The sequence below is a fragment of the Bacillus sp. A260 genome (assembly GCF_009861435.1).
Taxonomy (GTDB): domain Bacteria; phylum Bacillota; class Bacilli; order Bacillales; family Bacillaceae_G; genus Bacillus_A; species Bacillus_A cereus.
In genome coordinates this window covers 3047958-3070096 of record NZ_CP046398.1, presented here as the reverse complement: position 1 = coordinate 3070096, position 22139 = coordinate 3047958, and the positions used below count along the sequence as shown (strand labels likewise).

Genomic DNA, 22139 nt, shown 5'->3' with positions numbered 1-22139 from the left:
TATTCGGTTTTTTAAACATTTTCGTTTGCAGTTCAAATTAACATAAAGCACAAAGTTGTATGCTTTAGGAGGAGAAATAAATGATTATTTGGTCTGGTTGGGGTTTTTTAGTCGCAATTATTGTAATTATTAATACTCTTTTGGGTAAGGCTATCTTTGGATCTATAACGGGGGACGCTACATATTTTCAAGACCATAGTTGGCCAATGGCGGTAATGTTTATTATATCAGGGGTTATGTCTTGGTATTTAGGTAAATATATTAATAAGCCAGATGGTAAAGTTTATATAGATGCCGAAACTGGTGAAAAAGTTATGTTTAACAAAAAACACTCGCTATTTTTTATAAAAATGGAATATTGGGGACCAATTTTAGGAGTTATTGCAGTTGTAACTTTAATTACAAGATAAAAAAAGAGGATGGGTATAGTAAGAGTAATCTATTCAAGTAGAAGGAGAAATCAGTCATGAATGCAAAGAAACTACTAGGGGTAGCAGTTCCGGTCATGTTGTTATTTGGTTGTGGAGTTTCTGAGAAAACGAACACTTCTAAACAGGAGAAAACGGAAGAGTCTAAAGTAAAAGAATCGAAGTCTAATAGTAAGAAAGAAAAAGTTTCAAAGGAAGACTATCCTAATAAAGTGTATAAATTAGGGGTAGAGTTTGATAAGTTGTTTGCGGAGCATAACAATATTACAAGAGATGTTTTTGACGGTAAGAAAAAGAAATCAGATATAGTAGATAGTGTGAAAGAATTAAATAAAGTGTTAGATAAATTTGAGTCGATAGATCCCCCTACAGAGTATGTAAACCAACAAAAAGATTTTGAAAAAGCAATTAGTTATTTTAGAGAGTCTTTTTCTTTAATAAATGAAGTATTTACCAGAAAAGAAAAAAGAGAAAAAGGTGATAAGACTGATAAAGAGTTAATAGAGAAATCTGAAAAGCTAGTGAAAGAAGGAGATATTTACTGGCTTAAGGCATTCAAAGATCTTGAAGGGGATATTAAAATCGGTGACGGTACAGTATCTATGAAAGATTTGAAAGAGTTAGATAAGAAAGCTGGAATTAATACAGATAACGTTATGAAGAATGTGAAAGATGGTACGGAATTAATCGGTAATTGGGGATTCCAAGGAACAGACGGTTTCAATATGTCACTCATTTTAAAAGGTGATAAGACATTTGAAACGTATGGTAAAGGTGAGTATCCAAATAAAAAGAATTATATTGAAGGAACTTGGGAATATGATAAGGAAGCTTTTACAATCTATTTACATCTCAATAAACGTTTAGTAGACGGTGTAGAAGATACAATTCAAAAAAAGAAAATAGCATATAAAGTTCAAGATTATGATGGGGAAAACTTGCAATTATTTAATGAGACGTCATTTCATACAATTAAGTATGTGAAGCAAAGTTAAAGTTATGGAGGACTAGGTTTAAATGGCCTGGTCCTTCATTAAAGAGTGGGTATGTAAATAATATGTTATCTTTCGTTCTGTTTACTTAGTATCATGTTATTCTTTAATAGAAGTAATAAATGGAGTTTTACATTAAATATATGAGGTTGGTTACAAATGATAAAGAAATTTACTAGATTAGTATTAATAGTGGTTATCCCAATCAGTCTTATTACAGGTTGTGGGGCTGCTGAAAAAACTGAAGCACAAAAGCCGAAAGCGGTACAAACGGAGAAAAAGGACTATATGGATTACTCATATGGTAGCAAAGGTATATTAGTAAGTGGCAAAGCGAAAGAACGGCAACAATACGAGATTGGATATATGGATGATAATAAATTAATTGGGATTGATGAAAATATTGAAGACTGCATTATTTTAGATAATAAAGATGAAGCAGGTCTCATTTGGAAACAAATAGAGCGAGGATCTATTATTGAAGTGCAATACGGTAAGGATCGCAATGATATCGTAGGCGTGCAATTCGTAGGAGATCGTGAGTCATATGAAATTAGTGATAAGTTTGATCGGAATACGATAAATGAGATTGTTGAAAACGTTAAAGGGAATTTGTAATAGATGTATTTCGATAGTATAGGATCTCTTATTATGAAATTGTATGCCAGTTATTTGTCTAAGTCTAAATTGATTATTTTGACGGTATTTGTAATTAGTTGTAAAATAATGTTTGTTGATGAATTTTATAAAAAGTATGTTAGATGAAATTCATCTGTAGGGATGACATATAAATATTTTCTTAGTGGGTATAAAATATGGTAATTTAAATATATGAATAAAAAGAAAATAAATTAAAAGTACATAGTAGATTCATATTTTAAAAAATTAATGTGACAATAAAGGGAGGTTGAGATACATACACGGCGGGAATGTGTATGTATCTATTATAATAATGAATAAGACAATCAAACAACAAGTAATCGCACTATCAACAAGTCTAGTGATTTTAGGGAGCGTACCTTTATCAGCATCAGCAGAAGAGATCAACAAATCTCAAACTGATCAACTTAATATTGCCCAAGGAGAACACGGAACGAGCGGATTAAATTATTCTAATTTCAAGTTGGAAGTTCCTGATCATGTACAAATTAACGAAGCAGAAGTATCTGAAAATGAAAAAATGCTTTTAGAAGAATATAAGCATAAACATGATGAAACAGAAGAATTAAACAAAATGCAAGATGCTAAGAAGGGACAAGTAGCAGAAAAGGAAGCTATTTCAAACATTGAAAAGGCATTTGAATCTGTAGATGGTCGAAATGATGGATCTGATCGTCAAATGAAACCTGTTGCAAAGCCAAGAGGTATTCAATATAGTGCACAGAGTACGAAGAAATATGGAACACTTGCAGGAGTTCCATTTGTGGAGTGGATTGTTCCAGCAGGAAATCCTGATATTCGTCCTGCGAATCCGATGAAAGCACGTTACATTACAATCCATGAGACCGCAAATACAGCCGCTGGTGCTAATGCTGAAAATCATGCGAAATATTTATACAAGCAAGCAACTGAAGGCACTTTCCGAACAGCTTCATGGCATTTTACTGTAGATGATAAACAAATTTATCAACACTTACCAACAAACGAAAATGGTTGGCATGCAGGAGATGGAGATGGTTCAGGAAACAGGGAGTCTATCGGTATCGAGATTGCGGTTAACCAAGACGGTGATTACAATAAAGCGTTAGAAAATGCAAAACGACTTGCAGGTTATTTAATGAACAAAGAAGGAATTGGTGCAGATCATATATACAAGCATCAACAATGGAGTGGGAAAAAATGTCCTGACATTTTAATTTCACGAGGTAATTGGGCTGGTTTCGTACAAGGAATTCAGTGGTATGCAAATATAAATGCGCAGATTGATACGCCTTTACAAGATAAAAATGACTCATTTAATCCAAATGAAAATAATCCAGCTGAACCTAGCATGGAACTAGTGGTAAATGGTAGTGGCATCAATGTACGTAGTGATGCGGGCATTGAACATCGTGTTGTACGTAAAGCTTCAAACGGAGATCGTTACAAAGTATTAGCGGTTAAAAATGGTTGGTATAAAGTAGGTAATGGAGAATGGATTTTCTATGACCCAAGTTGGATTAAAATTAACTACAATGTACCAAAGGAAGAAGTACAAAAGCCTAAGGAAGAAGTACAAAAGCCTAAGGAAGAAGTACAAAAACCAAAAGATGATATTACAGGTGGCTGGTTTGAAGGGCATATTCGTAAATTAAACAGTCTAGGTATTATGCAAGGCGAAGGCAATGGTGTATTTGCTCCATATCGAAATGTAACGAGAGCGGAGTTTGCGAAATTAATCTCGAATGCTCTTAAACTACCAGAGGGAAATAAGTCATTTGTAGATATCAATGAGGCACATCCATCACTTCATGACGGTATTAAACGTTGTGCAAGTGCAGGAATTATTAATGGTCGTGGTGAAGGGATTTTTGATCCTAACTCACCAATTACTCGTGAAGAAGTATCTATTATGATTGACAAAGCATTACGATATAAAGGAATTACAGGTGAGTTAGTAGCATTACCATTTACAGATAAGCATTTAATAACATACAAAGAATCGGTTCAACGATTATACAGCTTAAAGGTAGTTAATGGTATTGGAAATAATGAGTTTGATCCTCGAGGCACAGCAACTCGTGGTCAGGCGGCTGCCTTTATTGTGAAGATGTTAGATTCAATGCAAAAATAAAAGGAAACTTTAATCAGTGAGGGCCACTCGCACTTACATCAAGCAGTTTATTCACTAAATTTTGAAATGAGAGTTTTACTGCCCGCAAATAGCAGAAGAAATTGTATGTAGAAGCTGACATTGGTAGAAGTAAAAAATAAGAAGAATTTGAAAGGAGCTATCCAAAATAATAATTTGGAATAGCTCCTATTTAGTAGGAAGAACAATTGTATTTGATAGATTGTAATGTAGAATGCCCTTCCAAGCCCCTCATAAGCCCCTACCAAGTAATAAATCACTAAGAAAAAACAAAAACAAAAACAACTACAAGAACAAAACAAGCACGAAAAAATGAAACCGGCGTTGTAGTAGTAAAAAAAATTGTAATTCGAATGCCAAAACCATTCCCGCATGCCTATCTTTATAATGAAGGATTAAAATTTTCCTATTTACTAGCAAAGAGTGGAGGGAAACATATGGCGGTATACCGTAATGTGCAGGTGAACTTTTGGCAAGATGAATTCATATTAGATTTAACGCCAGAGGAGCGTTATTTTTACATATATTTGTTAACTGGTACGAAAACGAAGCAATGTGGTATTTATATATTACCGAAGCGTGTGGCAGAGCTTGAAACAGGTTATAGTATGGAGATTGTTGAGAAGTTGCTAAACAGGTTTGTTGAGTATGGAAAGATTCTATATGATACGGAAACGAAAGAGGTATTCATAATAAATTGGTTACACTATAACCCTATTTCAAATACGAATGTGGAGAAGTGCGTATTACGTGAGTTAAAGACTGTAAAAAGTAATGAGTTCATACATATATTTTTACGTAAATGCCTTGAAAAAGAATACAAGATTCCATTAGTACTGCAGCATTTTGGTATGCCAAAAGAAGAGGATAATAGTAGTTCACAAGTAGTTATTGAAGAGAAAGAAGAAGCGGAAGAGGTGGAAACCATAGAAGAGGACGTTCCAAATAGTGAAGTTTATAAGTTTTATGAACAAAATATTAGTAATTTATCCCCATATATTGTGAAGGAATTGAAGAATTGGATACAAAGACTTTCTGGAGAGAAAGTGTTAGAGGCACTTAAAATTGCGTTTGAAAATAATAAGAAAACGTTAGCTTATGTGAAGGGGATTTTGAGGAATTGGTGTAGCAAAAAGTTAAAGGATTTTAGTGGGGAGAAGTCTGTAATGGGAAGTTTAGAGAGAAGGAAATGTATGTTGAGTAGTGTATTTTAATTTACATTAATTTAATATAGAATGTACGTTCGTTTTTGTTGGTTTTATGCTATACTACCATTAAATAAGGGTATTTTTATAATAGATAAAAAGATGCGGGGGGTACAAAGTTTGACTACTAGTACATCTGAGTTGTTTCAATATATTAATATGACAGAAGAACAGAAACAATTATCACAACGATATTTACAGACAAAAGAAGAAGAGATTTTAAAAAATATTCAACTAACGACAATTCGTGATCAAAAAAGAAGTGATTTTGCGGAGAGATTTATAAACGATTTTAGGAAAGTGCATAAACAAGATCCGGATTTTTTTCGATTATTTTACCATATACTCGAGGAGCAATTATTAAATGTTCTTGTAGTCCGTTTTGCGCATGTCAGTTTTTCTAAAATGAAGATTTATTTAGAAAAAAGTGCACTTCCTTTGGACAAACTTGTAGCAATCGCATGTAAATATTTATCCAGTATTTCAAGTTATGTAAATGAAGCAGATGTTTTTCTTAGAGAGTTAACAAAAGAGAGTCCGAACTATATAGAGGGACAATTACATACTTTACCAACTAATCAACAATTAACATTACTTCTCATAATGTTTGATGTAGATTATGAAAAGTTTCGTACATATAGTTCTTTATTGAATGAAAGGTTAGAAGAACATACAGAATTTATATTAAAACTGCTAGGGGAAAAGGAAAAGGTTGAAGCAGTTAAACGGTATTTAAAAGGTGAAGATGATAGTGAAGTATTTATAGGTGGGAATTTACCGGAACATATTTGGCGGCTATTATTTTGTGTTCATAAATATTCGGATGTTGCGAGGCGATATATTGAAATATTGGCGAAGAAAAATGTTTGGGGTTTTATAAACTATGCAACACGTTATATGTGTCACACTCTCGGTCAGTCTCAAAACTACAAAAAAACTGGTAGTGTAAATAGAGAAACATATGAAGAAATTCAAAGTTTTTGTACACAGTTTTGGATTTCTAAGGAAAGATTTTTTGCGCATCGTCTAAGGCAACATGATTTGAACAGTGAGGATTTTTGTAAGACGTATGAATATGAATTGCTATGCTTTATGTTGGAGGAAGATCCTGAATGTATTCAACATACTTTGCAATATGTAAGTAAAATGAATTATCTCATCATCGCACGAACGTTAGCTGAAAAAGGATATGAGCTAAATATAGGGAAAATGCGAGAAGAATTTTTTGTTGCTGCTTTGCAAATAAAATTGTCTACAGTGCGGGATACATATCGTGATTATTTACAAGGGAAATTGTCACTTGAGGATATGAAGCAAATACTTAAAAATCCGAAATATAGGAGTATGTATTGGGGTATGCCGGTGTTAGAGGTTGCGCTTCTTTGGGATATAGATGATGTAGCGAAGAGGGAAGCTGTACTTACACTACAGTTTGGAGATGATGATAGTGTTAATTTATACGAACTTCTTTACGAATGTTCTGTCAGAGGAGTAGAACCGAAACAAGTATTAGAAGATCTGCTTTCGTATGGGTTAAGTAAGGAAAAGCTTATCGCTTATGCAGTTGAAGAAGCTGCATGCTACAGTGAAGAGAGAAATAAGGCGAAGGAAGCGCTTGTTTGTGTAATTGTAAAAGAACAAGCGTACATCATTGAAAGATTTGATGAGTATTCTGCTGTGGCCAAAGCATATATTTTAGAAGAGTTAGCAAAGGATAACATGATTAAAATGCGTCCAATTTTAATTAAAAGCTTAGGAGATTCATCTAAAAAAATGCGTGAGTCTGTAGTTAAACTGCTTTCAAAAGATGTGGAAGCTGCAGCAGATGTAGCAGTTGAACTTCATAATAAAAAGAAGATTGTTCGTGAAAATGTGATGAAAATACTAATAGAGTATAAGATTGAAAAATATACGAAACTTGTACAGGAAGCTTTGCAAGAAAGTAAAAATGAATCTTTCGCAGGAAAATTCTCATTTTTATTCCAAACGGAGGAAGAAAAAATAGAAGAACTATGTGCACGTATTTTAACTGAACAAACAAGAAATTCACTTCTGCAATTGATTGGGGATGAGCCACAAATCCGTTTACGTGACTCTGATGAAATTGCTGATGCTGCAATTCCGTTAGCCTATTTACAACAGTATATTTCAGATGCTGTTATTGAGAAGAAAGAAACGGCAGAAGTAATTGGTAGAGCTTTAAATGAAGAGGACTTAAAAGAATGTGTGCAAACAATATATCAAATATGGATTTCTCAAGACGCAGATGTGAAGAAGCGTGGAATTCTTTCGTTATACGGAATGTATAGTGACGACAAAATGGTCGACATACTTATAAAGCAAATTGATGAATGGGTGCTTCAAATGAGAGGAAAGATAGCAGCGGATGCCGTTCGTGCTTTAGGTTGGTCTTCATCTAAGCTTGCACTTATGTCTATTCATGCAATAGCATTTAAATATAAACATAAGCAAGTACGTAATGCAGCAAAAGAAGCGCTAAGTCTTGCTGCGAAAACACGTGGTATAACAGAGGAAGAGTTGGAAGATCAATTGGTGCCGGACCTCGGCTTTACTATACAGGGTGAAAAGATAATTGATTTCGGGAATCGAAGTTTTACTGCCATTTTAACTACAGAGTCAAAAATTGAATTAGAGACAGAAGAAGGAAAACGTATGAAGTCACTTCCAAAGCCGAATGCAAAAGATGATGTAGAAAAGGCTGAAGAGGCTAAAAAAGAATTAGCCTCTTTAAAGAAGGAACTCCGAACTACTCTTTCAATGCAAAAACAACGATTAGAAGCGGCACTTTCGTTAAAGCGTTATTGGTCACATAATGCATGGAAATCTGTATTTATGGATAATCCAATTATGAAGCAATTTTCTATTTCACTCATTTGGGGTGAGTATAAGGAAGGGAAGTTGCTGAACGCATTCCGTTATGCAGAAGGTGGCGTGTTCTGTACAATTGACGGGAAGAGTTATGAACTTTCATCTGGCACTGTTATTGGTTTCGTTCATCCGTTAGAATTGTCTGGGGCGGAGAAGGAATTATGGAAAGAGCAATTAGAAAGTGCGGGAATTGTTCAGCCGTTCCTACAAATTGAGCGTCCAGTGTTTGTAGTAGAAAAGAATGATGAGAGTGCTATTGAGAGATTTGGCGGTATTTTACTAAATGGTCGTTCGTTATACGGTAAGATGACGAAGCTTGGATGGATCCGTGGGTCTGTTCAAGATGGCGGTGTATATTATACATTTTACAAAGAAGATACTCGTACCGGATTAGGCGTGCAATTGTCATTTAGCGGAGCTCCGATTGGTTATGAAGATGAAGAAGATGTATGTGTATTTGACATTCAATTTTATAAAGCAGGTACAGTGAAGCGTGGTTCATATGAATACGATGAGATTGATGATGAAAGACGCATTGTACCAAAAGAAGTAGATAAACGCTTCTTTAGTGAAATGTTATATGATGTCCAAGTAGCGACAGATTCAAATCTTGGGCATAATGAAAGTTGGCGTAGCGAACGATAAGAAAAACCCCCTTCATTGGTAGGAAAATGAAGGGGGTTTTTCAATGTCTTTAAAAGGTTCTTTCTCAAAAAGAAGCGAATAGTGTGAGAAAGGGGTGGTTATATGGAAGTCGTTATAAAGAAGAAACGAAAAAGGGGAAAAAGAATTTTTATTTGGGCTAGTAGTATCGTTCTTTTGTTAGTTATTTCCGCTGCGATTTTTTTGAACATATATACGCTGAAATCTATGCCAAAGATAGATGGAACGATAAAGCTAGAGGATTTACAACAGGCTGTTACGGTGAAGCGTGATAGTAAAGGTGTACCGCATATTAGATCGGAAACTGCACATGATTTATATTTTTCACAAGGATATGTGCAAGCGCAAGATCGTTTGTTTCAAATGGACTTAAGTAGAAGACAAGCGTCTGGTATGTTAAGTGAAGTTGTTGGGGAAGCAGCTGTTGACCGAGATAAATTGTTTCGAACACTCGGTTTACGGCGAGCGGCCGAAGCTTCAGTTAGTCAATATAATGGAGAAGCGAAAGATGCCCTGCAGTCATTTGCTGATGGGGTGAACGCTTTTATACGTGAGGCGAAAAAGGAAAAGAAATTACCAGTTGAGTTTACTATATTAGGTTATGAACCTGCTGAGTGGTCAATTGTTGATACTTTAACGATTGGGAAGTATATGGCGTTTGACTTAGGAGGACATTGGCACGGACAGGCATTTCGATATTGGGTGCTGAAAAATCTTCCGAAAGAGCAAGCGAATGAGCTATTTCCTGCATATCCGAAAGATGCTCCTAGATTGCTAGCTGAACTGAAAAATACAAATGTGGACGTAGCACAAAGTTTTTCAAAAACGATAATTCCGCCGGAGTTTAACGGTAGTAATAACTGGGTTGTGAGCGGTGAGAAGAGTGCGTCAGGTAAGCCAATTTTAGCAGATGATCCTCATTTATCTCTTGCGACGCCTTCTATTTGGTATCAAACGAGACTTGAAATGAAAGGTTTAAATGTGAGTGGCGTTATTTTCGCTGGAGTACCAGGTGTTATATTAGGACACAATGACAAAATAGCGTGGGGTGTTACGAATACAGGGCCTGATGTGCAAGATTTATATATTGAGAAGAGAAATCCTAATAATGAAAATGAATTTCTGTATAACGATAAATGGGAGAAAGCTACCGTTGTAGACGAGTCTATTAAAGTAAAAGGCGGGAAGACAATTCCTTATAACGTTACGATTACGAGGCATGGACCAGTAATTTCAGAGTTTGCGGATAAGGGGAAGGAGAAAACGAAAACAGTATTCTCTTTAAAGTGGACAGCTTTAGAACCGTCAGCTGAGTTAAAAGCTGTATTAAATATGAACAAAGCAAAAGACTGGAATGAGTTTGAAACCGCTCTTCAAGATTTTCATACACCAACCCAAAACTTTGTGTTTGCATCAAACGATGGCACAATTGCTTATAAAGCGAATGGAAATATACCAGTGCGTAAAAAAGGTGATGGTAGCTTACCTGTTCCAGGATGGACAGATGAATATGAATGGGAAGGGTATATCCCGTTTGATCAACTTCCAAAAGTAATTAATCCAAAACAAGGGTTTATTTCAACTGCGAATAATAAAATTGTTGATGATGATTATCCGTATCATATTAGCAATACGTGGGCGCAGCCATATAGGCAAATGCGTATTCAAGAATTTTTGCAAGAGAAGGAAAAGTATACGGTGAAAGATTTAGAAGAGTTACAGATGGATCAAAAGAATTTATATGGGAAAGAGTTTACTCCTATATTTTTAAAAGAGTTAAATAAAGCATCTTTAAATGAGGTAGAGAAAGAAGGCGTAGACCAATTAACAAAGTGGAATTTTTACGATAGTAAAGATGAAGCGGCACCATTAATATTCCATTTGTTAATGAAAGAGATTTCAAATACGTTATTTTCAAAAGAAATACCGAAAGATGTAATGGAGTTATTTGAAGGGAAGTCACAAGTTGTTGATGAATTGATTCGAAAAGAAGTAGCGGGAGAAAATAGCGTTTGGTTTACGAAGTACGGAGGTTTCACAAAAGTTGTGCATACATCATACGAGAATGTAATGAAGAAATTGCAGAAGGAATATGGACCCGATATTGGAGAGTGGAAGTGGGGCGATTACCATCAACTCGCTTTTACACATCCAATTTCGAAATCATCGAGTATGTTAGCATTACTCGCTTTTAATCGTGAGAAACCAGTTCCGATTGGTGGGAGCCAAGTTACCGTGCAAGCAGCGAGTTACGGCGAAAACGGCATTGTAAATCACGGGGCGTCTTGGAGATTCATTATTGATACGAAAGATATGTCAAACGGTTATCATATCGTAGGGCCAGGACAGTCGGGCCATTTTAGAAGCGATTGGTATCATGATCAAATAGATGATTGGGTAAATGGCACGTATCATACGACTACATTGAATACGGAGGGGATAGAGGGGAAGGTGCTAAATTTAGAACCGAAGTGATAGGGTGTTTTTGTTTGTGGAGGGAACTAGTAATACTCTTTTTGATAATGAAAGCTTATCATTTAGAACATAACCCAGTTCTTAAATCATTTTAACAGCCAGCCTACTATCATTTAATTTGATAGTAGGCTGTTTCCATCTTCGAAATACGCTGTAGCAACTTCTTCAGGATTACGATTATTTCCACATGCTGTAAGTGCTGTAACTAATAAAGTCATTACAACTATTAACATGATCATTCCAGTTTTGAGGGGAATTAGTTAACAAAGACTAGGTATTATTTGCAACAGAACTGTTCCTCTATCCCCCTTGTTTCATCATTTTTCTAGGCCAGCCAACTTGACAAATGTTTTTTTATCAAACTACAATGAAAATCATTATCAATAATATAGGGAGGATACTTTGGTCAATAAATGAAAAACAATATATTTATAGGTTAATAATCAGATTTTGTTAAGTTGTATGTACTATTTTTAGTTTAGCGTTTCCCAGAATGTACACCAATTAATCTCGCGAATTACAAGAAAACTATTATTGAAATGAGGCGTGTATTGTGAAGTTAGACGTGAATGAGTTAGCAGAGTATCTTGCCAATACTCCTTTCCGAGTAGAAGGAGTATATCGTTATGCTAAAAATCCAGGTGTGCCTTTTGCTGAGTCTACAGATTCTTTCCCAGGATTTGTATTTCCAATTACAGGGAAGACGCAATTTCAATTTAATGGTACGCCGTATACTCTTTCCCCAGGAAAAGTTATACATGGGGGTGCAAAAATGACATTAGCCCATAAAATGCTTGGTGAAATAAACTGGGAATATATTCTTGTTTTATATCGGATAAGCAATTCAGAACGAGAAGACCCTGGATTTACTCATCAGCATTTTGAATTATTAACAGGACAATCTCCTCGTCTTGTCGAATTACTTATGCGTCTTTGGGATGTATATAATCAGCGTGGAGGCATTTCGATGTTTCAGACCGAAATGCTGTTTCGCGAAGCGTTGAATGAAGCTTTATTAAGTGTTTTCAATAGAGAAAGCAATTATGAGTCGCATACTTTATTCGAACGAATATCTAGTTACGTTCGAAAATACTATTATAAAGATATTACAATTCATACACTTACAGAACAAAATAATGTTAATCGAAATCGTCTTTCTTACGTGTTTAGAAAGCATGCAGGTATGGGGGCAGCAGAATATTTATTGAACTATCGTATAAAGATGGCTCAAAAAATGTTATGTACAAGTGATGTGCCTGTACAACAAATTGCGCAGGCTGTTGGAATCGCAGACCCTTTTTATTTTAGTAGAGTTTTCAAGAAGCGAGTTGGCATTTCGCCTACTAAATATCGCGAGAAGTTCATCAATAATCCATACTAATGTCAACAGGGGTCCATTCTTATTTGAAAATCACTGTTCTATACTTATGGAGAGTTAAAGGAAACATTGGATTGAAAGTACTTTCATTGAAATCACTCCTTTGTACTATCTGAATGAAAAGTTCTGGCCGGAGCATTTTCTTTTTAAGCGTAATAACGACTTTTTTACTTATATTACTGTAATATAGTGGAATTTGAAAGTGAGGAGGGATTATTATCCATTACCAACCTATTAAACTAAATGACGAGTTATCTAAAATTAACGATTATTGGTATCCACAAGTGATTGGTGAAATGAATGACGATCAAATTCAGCTTTTTAAAGCTAATGGAGATTTTATATGGCATGAGCATCCTAATACAGATAAGCTATTTATTGTGCTTGAAGGGGAGATGTTCATCGATTTTCGTGATGGACAGGTGAAAATTTCTAAAGGCGAGATGTTTATTGTCCCGAGAGGCGTTGAGCATAAACCTTTCACTGAAAAGGAATCCCATATCATGTTGGTAGAGCCTAAAAGGGAAATGGATTGATAATTGTAAAAAGATAAAAAAGGAGCGGAAATCCGTTCCTTTTTTATTTATCTTACTATTTTTAGGAGCTTAGTATGAGTAAGATGTGAATAAAGGATGAATAGCATTTTTATCAATAAAAATTTATTGGATTTTTTGTGGAATATATATGAAACGTTGTATAAAATAATCAAGAAAGCCAAAAATTATAGGGGGAAAGTTGTGAAGAAAAATAAGAGTTTAATAAGTTTTTTAGGAGTGTTTCTTATGTTGTTTTCTTTTTGTTTTCAAGGAAATGTACAGGCAGATGTAAATACTGTTCAATCTGGAAAAATCAAATCAGGAAACGTAACAGTATGGGAAGTTGGAAATGTAGCGAAAGTGTTAGCTGATGTAGAGCGTTTAAATTTAAATACAGTAAATGTACCGATTCAAGTAGATATCCCAAATGTGACTTCTACGAACATGGTAATTAATCAAGCGCAAAAGCAACAAGCTATTATTTTAATTCAAGAATTATTAAAGCGTAATATTCAAGTTATAGTGGAACCGTTCCCGTATATTCAGCAGGGGAATGTTGGAGAGACAGAATGGAACCCAAGTAACATTAATGATTTCTTCTGGAATTGGAAGACGGTTATTCTGCAAGATATTTTTAATTCCATTACAAGTAAATACAATGTGTATGGACTAAAGATTGCTTCTAATTTCGTGAATATGGAGTATGCAGAAGGATACTGGAGCGATACAATTGATTTTGTTCGTAATCAGTATAAAGGAAATGTTTTGTATCAAATGAACTGGTGGTTAACAGCAAGCTGGGACCCTTCTTATGAAGCGAAGTTTAAAGAGAAAATCAATCGCCCGTATTTAAAAAAGGTGGATATTGTTAGCATAGACAGTTGGTTTGAAGTTTCAGGAAAAAGAAATCCAACATATGAAGAAGTGAAGCAAAGTTTATTTGCGACAACAGTATATAATCGTGGGCAAAATGTTGTTCAGCAATTGGAACAATTACATAATGCAACAGGAAAGCCAGTTTACTTCGGTGGATTTAACGTTCCAGCACGTGAACTTGGATTACAAAATCCATGGAATCCAGATGTTTCAAATGTGTTTTCGAAGGATGTGCAATTAAATGGATGGCGTGCTTACCGCGATGTATTAGAACCGAAACCATATTTTAAAGGTTTTTCAATTTGGTTTATTGGCTCTAATGATAGTACACATGCGTATCAAATACATAGTAAAGAAGCAGAGGCAGTTATTAACGGGTGGTACAGAAAATAAATTTTATAAAATAGGTAAGTTTTAAAGTTTACTACATATATTTCTAGTGAAAGGCCTTTCACCATCTTATCACCTAGGGGGCAATCATAATGAAATTTTTGTCTTACCTTACAGTAATTTTGGTGATTCTTGGCGGTTTGAATTGGTTATTTGTAGCGTTAGATTACAATGTAGTTGAGAAATGGTTTGGTTCTATGCCGGCGCTTGTGGACACTATTTATTGGCTCATTGGTCTCTCTGCTATTTATCAAATTTTTGATCGGTTCTTTACGAACGATTAGCTATTATTCTTTCATTATTAGAGTGTTAAGTACGATTATGTACTTAACACTTTTTTATATGTCCATAAAAAAGTCTGCACTTGCAAGCGATTCCATCGCGTCTTGCGCCCTAATAATAGAAAACAAATTGACCACATATTATATTTTAGGTTATAATTCAGAAAGTTTAAAAAATAATCCGATGAGAAATAGGGAGGTTATGAGGGTAATGGAGAGAGTCTATAATTTTTCAGCAGGACCATCAATACTCCCTTTGCCAGTTTTAGAGAAAGTGCAAAAGGAGCTATTAAATTATAACGGGACAGGCATGTCTATTATGGAAATGAGTCATCGATCTTCTTATTTTCAAAGTATTATAGAGGAAGCGAGTAACTTACTTCGTGAATTAATGAGCATCCCTGATGAGTATGAAGTTTTATTTTTACAAGGCGGTGCGTCATTACAATTCTCTATGATACCGTTGAACTTAATGAATACGTATAAAAAAGCTGGATACGTACTAACTGGCTCATGGTCTAAAAAGGCATTGCAAGAAGCCGAAAAAGTTGGGGAAGTACAAGTGATTGCTTCTTCCGAGCAAGAGAAGTTTACTACGATTCCTAAACTGGACGGTTTATTAAGTGATGAAAAACTAGATTATGTACATATTACAACGAATAATACAATTGAGGGGACAAAATATGTGGACATTCCACATGTAGAAAAAGTGCCGCTCGTTGCGGATATGTCCTCAAATATTTTATCAGAGCGATATGATGTTTCGAAGTTTGGTCTTATATATGCGGGGGCGCAAAAGAATTTAGGACCTGCGGGCTTAACGATTGCTATTATAAAAAGAGATTTAATTGGGGGAGCAGATCGCTCTTGTCCGACAATGTTAAATTATGAAACTTACAGTAAAAATAACTCCTTATATAATACACCGCCGTCCTTTAGTATTTACGTAACGAAACTTGTACTAGAGTGGTTGAAAGAGCAAGGCGGAGTATCTGCGATTGAAGAACAAAATAGAATGAAATCTTCACTTCTTTATAATTTCTTAGATGAATCAAAATTGTTTACTTCACCAGTTGATCCTACGTATCGATCACTTATGAACATTCCGTTTACAACACCGTCAGAAGAGCTGAACAGTGAGTTTTTACAAAAAGCGAAAGAACGAGGACTTGTTACGTTAAAAGGGCATCGATCAGTCGGTGGTATGCGCGCTAGTATTTACAATGCGATGCCAGTACAAGGCGTACAGCAATTAGTAAATTATATGAAGGAATTTGAGCTTGAGAATAGATAGGGAGATGGGGATATGTTTCGTGTTCAAACGTTAAATCAAATTGCAGAAAAAGGTTTGCAAGTTTTTACTGAAGAACGTTATGAAGTAGGAGATAGAATCAATCATCCAGATGGAATTTTGCTTCGTAGCTACTCTTTACATCAAGAAGAGTTTTCAAAAGACTTAAAGGCGATTGCAAGAGCTGGCGCTGGTGTAAATAATATTCCTGTCGAGCGATGTACAGAAAAAGGAATTGTAGTATTTAACACGCCGGGGGCAAATGCAAACGCTGTAAAGGAACTCATTATTGCCAGTCTTATTATGTCTTCACGTAACATTATTAATGGTGTAAGTTGGACGAAAAACTTAGAGGGTGAAGAAGTACCACAGCTTGTTGAATCAGGAAAAAAACAATTTGTTGGATCAGAAATTGCAGGGAAACGTCTAGGTGTTATCGGACTTGGCGCAATCGGTGCTTTAGTTGCGAACGATGCGTTAGCGTTAGGGATGGATGTTATCGGATATGACCCTTACATTTCAGTTGAAACAGCTTGGCGTCTTTCTACACATGTGCAAAGAGCATTTAGCCTTGATGAAATTTTTGCAACGTGTGATTATATTACACTGCATATTCCTCTTACGAATCAAACGAAGGGGATTATTGGGGAACACGCTGTAGAGAAGATGAAAAGAGGGATGCGTCTATTTAATTTCTCTAGAGGAGAACTTGTAGATGAAAAGGTTCTTCAAAAAGCATTAGAAGAAGATATTATTACACATTACGTAACGGACTTCCCGAATGAAAATGTAATAAAGATGAAAAATGTAACAGCGACGCCTCACCTTGGTGCATCTACGTCTGAATCAGAAGAAAATTGTGCAGTAATGGCAGCACGTCAATTACGTGAATATTTAGAGACAGGAAATATTCGTAATTCAGTAAATTATCCAAACGTAGAATTGCCGTATATCGGAAAGAAACGAATTACAATTATGCATCAAAACGTCCCGAATATGGTAGGGCAAATTACAGGATGCTTAGCGGAACATCATATTAATATTGCCGATATGATTAATCGTAGTAAACATTCTTGGGCATACACAATGATTGATATCGATAACGGAATTGATGATATAATAAAAGAGAATATTGTAGAAAATATAAGCAAAATTACAGGTGTTGTAGCCGTTCGAATGATTGTGTAAAGGAGAGAGGAATGTGGCAAAAATACGACCGTTTCGGGCCATTCGTCCAGTAGAGGAAAAAGCGGCACAAGTGGCAGCTTTACCGTATGACGTATTAAATAGTGAAGAGGCAAGGGAAGTTGTAAAAGGGAATCCATATTCTTTCTTGCATGTTGATAAAGCAGAAATTGATTTAGATCCTGAACTGTCACCGTACGATGATCGCGTGTATGAAAAAGCGGGAGACAATTTAAAGCAATTTATACGAGAAGAAGTGTTCATACAAGATGAAGAGCCAGCGCTATATATTTATGAACTGACGATGCAAGGAAGAACGCAGTCAGGCCTTGTCGTTTGTACATCTATTGATGAGTATGAAGATGATACAATTAAAAAACATGAAAGAACACGTCATGAAAAAGAGCTAGATCGTATTCGCCACGTAGATGTGTGTGACGCCAATACAGGCCCAATCTTTTTAACGTACCGTACAAAAGATGAAGTAAAGCATTTAATTAGAAGCTGGAAAGAAGAGCATGCGCCAATTTATACATTTACAGCAGAAGACGGTGTTAAGCATGTTGCGTGGAAGATTGCAGATGAAGATGTAATTACGACTTTAGTAAACGCATTTGAAGATATTCCTAATCTTTATATTGCAGATGGGCATCACCGTTCTGCATCAGCTGCAAAAGTAGGACTTATGCGAAGAGAACAATATCCAAATTACACAGGAGAAGAGGAATTTAATTTCTTCTTATCGGTTCTATTCCCTCATGATGAATTATCGATTTGGGACTATAACCGAGTTGTGAAAGATTTAAATGGCTTATCAGAGGAACAGTTTTTAAATCAAATTACGCAGTACTTTTATGTAGAAGAAGCAACTGTTTCTCCGTATAAACCAAATGAGCCCAAATCATTTGGTATGTATGTAAATAAGAAGTGGTATAAGCTTACTGTGAAAGAAGAAACGTTTGATGCGAATGATCTTGTTAGAGGTTTAGATGTATCTATCCTGCAAGACCATTTATTAAGCCAAGTACTTGAAATACATGATCCGCGTTCTGATTCACGTATCGATTTTGTCGGAGGAATCCGCGGATTAGAAGAACTAGAACGCCTTGTGAACAGCGGCGAATACAAAGCAGCATTCGCATTATATCCGACATCTATGGAAGATTTATTAGCAATCGCAGATGCCGGAGAAGTCATGCCGCCGAAATCAACGTGGTTTGAACCGAAACTGCGTAGTGGGTTGTTTGTTCATTCTTTAAAATAAATAGACTTCTTTAGTTAGAAAAACCGAAATGATTTTTAGTTTCGGTTTTTCTTATTTTGGCTCAGTAAACGTTTAATGTTGATTTTAATGTTAAGATTGAAATATGTAACAACAGGTCGCTACAAAAAAAATGGAGGAAATACGATGAAAATGCAGCTGCAAAAAAGTTTTTATGTTGAATTGAAAAATGCAATTCGTTGTCATTATAACGAACTTTTAACAAGATGCGGTGTTGACACAATATACGGGTACTCCATATTAACAGACGATTGTGTCAATAGCATTGGACCAGTGGCAAATAAAGAAAGACTAATCAAAGTTAATAAATCGGACCCTTTATACAATTATTATAGATACGGAGCTGTTGAGTGGAGCGAATGGAACGATTTTGGAACGTTTGATGAAGTGAACAAAATTATTAAGAAATATCATAATATCGTCGAAGATGACTTTAACATACGAGTACATACACTGTTGAAAGAAACGTTAAATGTGTTAATGGAACTTGAATCAGAAGGGTTGTTTGGAGATAGAGATGATAATCGATTTATTGTCATTTGTGTAACTGATTCATCGAACGAAATCATGATTGAATCAGCTCGATTGCTTAATACATTAAAGACATACGAAGAATATGCTTCAGAATTTGCATAAGAATGAACATAAGTAAAACTGCGCTCTATAAGAGGCGATTTTCATTTAATAGAAAGTCACCAATTAATAGTAACCATTCGTTGTGACGTGACCATCGAACAATTTGAGCCTGATGAAAAAAATCGCACAAAGATTATTGCGATGTTTACATGTAGGAATCAACTTGAAAAAGAAGTTATGAAGGGGAGATAAGGCTAGGTAGCATAAAATATATCACTATAGGTGGAGTGGTTAATGCAAACATGTGGGTTCATTGGTTTTAAATGATGAATTTGCAGTGGTAGCGGTAGTGGAGGGGAAAGAATATGTTGAGTATAAAGATAAAAAGGTATTTTTGCTTTGTTGTTTTTCAAAAGTAACGGATAAAATTTTCATATTTACGAACTTAGTGCATAATGATTGTTGGATAAATTGGAATACCACGTTCCTTTAGAATTTCAGACATATTATCTTTTTCAAACTACTTTTCTTTAACATATCTTATCTATTATGCTCCTTAGTTGGTTTTTCGGAGTTTATTATAGTTTAAAAAAGCTGCACGAGAACCTATATTTATACTGTTAAAATACACAACAATAAGGATAAAACCTACTTTGTAATTGCAAATGAAGCTTATGTATATGTGAAGTAAGGTGAAAGAGGGTCTGCACATAATCAATCACCCTTTTTTATAACATTTCTTTGCAGAGATACGTTATAAAAAAGGGTTGTTATTTGAAAGTTGAAAAATAAATTCTATTAATCATTCATATTTTATTAAATTACTTTGACCTAGTTATAAGTCAGCTGAAACTGTACTTCTTCCAACTTGGATAGTGTTAATAACAGTATATAAGTTGTGGTATTAGTTTATAGGAGTAGAACCTAATTTTCATTTGATGTATTTATTGAATGATTGGTTATAGTACTATACTTCTTATTCATAACTATATAAATCCAACCAATAACTGATAAGATAACTGGATAGAAAATAGCCCAACCACTAAATGAGTATACAATAATACATATAATTAGAGATAGGAAGGCCATCCACCAACCTATATCACGCACTTTTAATAATTTAAGAGCAGCTAGCATTGTAAAAATATATGAAGTAATAAATATTACACTAGGACCTTTAAGAAGCATTTCTAAATTTGGTCGTGTCATACCGTAAAAAATTAAAATACAACTAAAAATGCCTCCTAGAACTAGTAATACCCTAGTTGGAGTTTGAAATTGAGAGTGTAACTTAGCAAAGAAGGAAGGGAAATGTCCTTCTCTAGCTTGAGCGTAAATCATTCTTGAAAAACCTGCAATGTTAGCATGTACAGCACTAAACGAAATGAAAATTGCTAAAATAGTTGTTATATATGTACCTATCGGTCCTAATCCTTTTGATATTAGAATACTAAGGGAAGCTATCTGATCCTTATCACCATATGAGTGGGTCCCTATTGTTACAAAAGATATTGCAATGTACATAATGGAGATACAAATTGCTCCTAAAAATAAACTAATCGAAATATCCTTAGCGGGCCTTTTAAATTCTTCAGCTAATGGGGTTATCATTTCCCACCCTACAAATGAGAAAAAGATAATTACAGAAGAAGCGCCAACAGAAGACCACCCGTTTGGTACAAATGGTGTAAAAGAACTTAATTTTACATATGGTATAGAAACGATAACAGCGACAACTATTAAAAGTGAAATAATACAAATTACAAACACACTAACTTTTGATGATAGCTCGATCCCTTTTATATGTAAGAGTAAAGAGGTAATTAAAATTAATGCTGCAATTCCTATAACACTAAGATTGCTTATTGGAAAAACATATCCAATATAATGGGCACCTGTTAAAGCAATAATAGGTACTCCAATAGGAATAGAACCTAACATAATCCAGCCTAGGATGGCACTTGTATTTGCATTAAATGCCATTTGAACATAAGCTGTAATTCCTCCAGCACTGGGAATCATTTTAGCAAGACGCGCTAGAGTCGCTACAATAGGAAAAGCTAATATAGACATGATAACCCAAGATAAAATTGAAGCTGGTCCAGCGCTATTTGCAGTAATTGAAGGTAAAATAAGGATTCCACAACCTAACACAGCTCCGATGGTTAATGCGGTCCCCTGTACCCAAGTAATTGAACGTTTCAATGATTGTTGTGTCAAGATTCTCAGCCTCTCTTTCGTTAATTGATATTAATTATATAAAGTTTAAAAAAAAGATAACATGCTATAATTTATGTATTAATTATAATTTTCTTAAAGAATTTAAGAATTATTAAATGTTTTCTTAATTAATCAAGGGGAGGCCAAGCAATGGATGATACAGATTTAAAGATTCTTTCTCATCTTCAGGAAAATGCACGTTTAAGTATGGTTGAAATAGGAAAACTGGTAGGTTTGAGTTCTCCTTCTGTTACAGAGCGAGTTAGAAGACTAGAAGAACAAGAGGTAATTATAAGTTATCGCACGATTGTTAATCCGAAAGAATTAAAAAAACATATTACTGCGTTTGTTTTGATGGAACCAAGGGATTGCAATAAATATAAAAAGTTTGCAATGGAACATTCAGATGTGGTTGAATGTCACCGGATTGCCGGTATGTATAGTTATCTAACAAAGGTAGTCACGGAATCTGTACATACACTCGAAGACTATATTAATTTGTGCTTAGAGTATGGAAAGCCTACAACCTTAATAGTGCTTTCTTCTCCAGTAGAACATAAATCATTTTTTACAGAGAGTGAAAAACTTTAATTACATATGAGTGATTATTCAAAATAAAAAGCGTTAAATTAATACCTAATAGGAAATAGAGTCCTATTAGGTATTAATTTTCAGAAAATT

The 22139-nt window shown here is 34.9% G+C and carries 17 protein-coding genes and 1 pseudogene; 17 read left to right on the top strand and 1 reads right to left on the bottom strand.

Translation table 11 applies throughout. The features are described from left to right. Positions 1-80: 80 nt before the first annotated feature. From GD442_RS15400 to GD442_RS28120, 16 genes and pseudogenes are all read left to right on the top strand, one after another. Positions 81-410 (top strand): hypothetical protein, encoded by a 330-nt coding sequence (locus GD442_RS15400; protein WP_000587854.1) that lies wholly within the window; start codon positions 81-83, stop codon positions 408-410. Between the two features lie 56 nt (positions 411-466). Beyond that, entirely contained in the window at positions 467-1423 is a 957-nt protein-coding gene (locus GD442_RS15395; RefSeq protein WP_075678176.1) for a DUF3994 domain-containing protein, read from the top strand. Positions 1424-1579: 156 nt separating this feature from the next. Further along, positions 1580-2038 carry a hypothetical protein gene (locus GD442_RS15390; protein ID WP_000591634.1) on the top strand — a complete coding sequence of 153 codons (459 nt, stop codon included), beginning with the start codon at positions 1580-1582 and terminating at the stop codon, positions 2036-2038. A gap of 334 nt (positions 2039-2372) precedes the next feature. Further along, complete coding sequence (locus tag GD442_RS15385) at positions 2373-4193, top strand: S-layer homology domain-containing protein (protein ID WP_159365244.1); 1821 nt, start codon at positions 2373-2375, stop codon at positions 4191-4193. Positions 4194-4564: 371 nt separating this feature from the next. Continuing rightward, the gene (locus tag GD442_RS15380) at positions 4565-5425 is read left to right on the top strand and encodes a DnaD domain protein (protein WP_201450777.1); all 861 of its coding nucleotides are present in this window, start codon (positions 4565-4567) and stop codon (positions 5423-5425) included. Positions 5426-5536: 111 nt separating this feature from the next. Then, the gene (locus tag GD442_RS15375) at positions 5537-8950 is read left to right on the top strand and encodes a DUF4132 domain-containing protein (protein WP_159365122.1); all 3414 of its coding nucleotides are present in this window, start codon (positions 5537-5539) and stop codon (positions 8948-8950) included. 102 nt (positions 8951-9052) lie between these two features. After that, complete coding sequence (locus GD442_RS15370; protein WP_159365121.1) at positions 9053-11443, top strand: penicillin acylase family protein; 2391 nt, start codon at positions 9053-9055, stop codon at positions 11441-11443. A 553-nt stretch (positions 11444-11996) separates the two neighbouring features. Further along, positions 11997-12824 (top strand): helix-turn-helix transcriptional regulator, encoded by an 828-nt coding sequence (locus GD442_RS15365; RefSeq protein ID WP_159365120.1) that lies wholly within the window; start codon positions 11997-11999, stop codon positions 12822-12824. Between the two features lie 293 nt (positions 12825-13117). Beyond that, positions 13118-13357 (top strand): cupin domain-containing protein, encoded by a 240-nt coding sequence (locus tag GD442_RS15360; protein ID WP_000997182.1) that lies wholly within the window; start codon positions 13118-13120, stop codon positions 13355-13357. A 201-nt stretch (positions 13358-13558) separates the two neighbouring features. Next, positions 13559-14626: a glycoside hydrolase family 113 gene (locus GD442_RS15355; protein ID WP_000739788.1), complete on the top strand. Its 1068-nt coding sequence runs from the start codon at positions 13559-13561 to the stop codon at positions 14624-14626. An 89-nt stretch (positions 14627-14715) separates the two neighbouring features. Continuing rightward, positions 14716-14907 carry a DUF378 domain-containing protein gene (locus GD442_RS15350; RefSeq protein ID WP_000670804.1) on the top strand — a complete coding sequence of 64 codons (192 nt, stop codon included), beginning with the start codon at positions 14716-14718 and terminating at the stop codon, positions 14905-14907. A 208-nt stretch (positions 14908-15115) separates the two neighbouring features. After that, positions 15116-16198, top strand: coding sequence for a 3-phosphoserine/phosphohydroxythreonine transaminase (gene serC, locus GD442_RS15345; protein WP_069358122.1), 1083 nt, complete (start codon positions 15116-15118; stop codon positions 16196-16198). Positions 16199-16210: 12 nt separating this feature from the next. Continuing rightward, positions 16211-17383 carry a 3-phosphoglycerate dehydrogenase family protein gene (locus tag GD442_RS15340; RefSeq protein WP_000490228.1) on the top strand — a complete coding sequence of 391 codons (1173 nt, stop codon included), beginning with the start codon at positions 16211-16213 and terminating at the stop codon, positions 17381-17383. Between the two features lie 13 nt (positions 17384-17396). Continuing rightward, on the top strand, positions 17397-18644 hold the full coding sequence (locus tag GD442_RS15335) for a DUF1015 domain-containing protein (RefSeq protein ID WP_001063073.1): 1248 nt from the start codon (positions 17397-17399) through the stop codon (positions 18642-18644). Positions 18645-18788: 144 nt separating this feature from the next. Then, positions 18789-19298, top strand: coding sequence for a DUF4303 domain-containing protein (locus GD442_RS15330; protein WP_000783836.1), 510 nt, complete (start codon positions 18789-18791; stop codon positions 19296-19298). Positions 19299-19370: 72 nt separating this feature from the next. Beyond that, a pseudogene (locus tag GD442_RS28120) lies at positions 19371-19490 on the top strand (enoyl-CoA hydratase); the annotation flags it as partial. Between the two features lie 672 nt (positions 19491-20162). On the opposite strand, the gene GD442_RS15325 reads toward GD442_RS28120, so the two are convergent. After that, a complete protein-coding gene (locus tag GD442_RS15325) occupies positions 20163-21458 on the bottom strand; it encodes an APC family permease (protein ID WP_086400863.1) in 1296 nt (431 codons plus the stop codon). Positions 21459-21608: 150 nt separating this feature from the next. Between GD442_RS15325 and GD442_RS15320 the strand changes: the two genes are divergently transcribed. Then, on the top strand, positions 21609-22049 hold the full coding sequence (locus GD442_RS15320; RefSeq protein ID WP_000342842.1) for an Lrp/AsnC family transcriptional regulator: 441 nt from the start codon (positions 21609-21611) through the stop codon (positions 22047-22049). Positions 22050-22139: the final 90 nt, after the last annotated feature.

What these genes read in the sequence shown, in the direction of transcription:
- GD442_RS15400 (WP_000587854.1), top strand. Translation starts at nt 81, where the DNA reads ATGATTATTTGGTCTGGTTGGGGTTTTTTAGTCGCAATTATTGTAATT.
- GD442_RS15395 (WP_075678176.1), top strand. Translation starts at nt 467, where the DNA reads ATGAATGCAAAGAAACTACTAGGGGTAGCAGTTCCGGTCATGTTGTTA.
- GD442_RS15390 (WP_000591634.1), top strand. Translation starts at nt 1,580, where the DNA reads ATGATAAAGAAATTTACTAGATTAGTATTAATAGTGGTTATCCCAATC.
- GD442_RS15385 (WP_159365244.1), top strand. Translation starts at nt 2,373, where the DNA reads ATGAATAAGACAATCAAACAACAAGTAATCGCACTATCAACAAGTCTA.
- GD442_RS15380 (WP_201450777.1), top strand. Translation starts at nt 4,565, where the DNA reads ATGCCAAAACCATTCCCGCATGCCTATCTTTATAATGAAGGATTAAAA.
- GD442_RS15370 (WP_159365121.1), top strand. Translation starts at nt 9,053, where the DNA reads ATGGAAGTCGTTATAAAGAAGAAACGAAAAAGGGGAAAAAGAATTTTT.
- GD442_RS15360 (WP_000997182.1), top strand. Translation starts at nt 13,118, where the DNA reads ATGAATGACGATCAAATTCAGCTTTTTAAAGCTAATGGAGATTTTATA.
- GD442_RS15350 (WP_000670804.1), top strand. Translation starts at nt 14,716, where the DNA reads ATGAAATTTTTGTCTTACCTTACAGTAATTTTGGTGATTCTTGGCGGT.
- serC (WP_069358122.1), top strand. Translation starts at nt 15,116, where the DNA reads ATGGAGAGAGTCTATAATTTTTCAGCAGGACCATCAATACTCCCTTTG.
- GD442_RS15340 (WP_000490228.1), top strand. Translation starts at nt 16,211, where the DNA reads ATGTTTCGTGTTCAAACGTTAAATCAAATTGCAGAAAAAGGTTTGCAA.
- GD442_RS15330 (WP_000783836.1), top strand. Translation starts at nt 18,789, where the DNA reads ATGAAAATGCAGCTGCAAAAAAGTTTTTATGTTGAATTGAAAAATGCA.
- GD442_RS15320 (WP_000342842.1), top strand. Translation starts at nt 21,609, where the DNA reads ATGGATGATACAGATTTAAAGATTCTTTCTCATCTTCAGGAAAATGCA.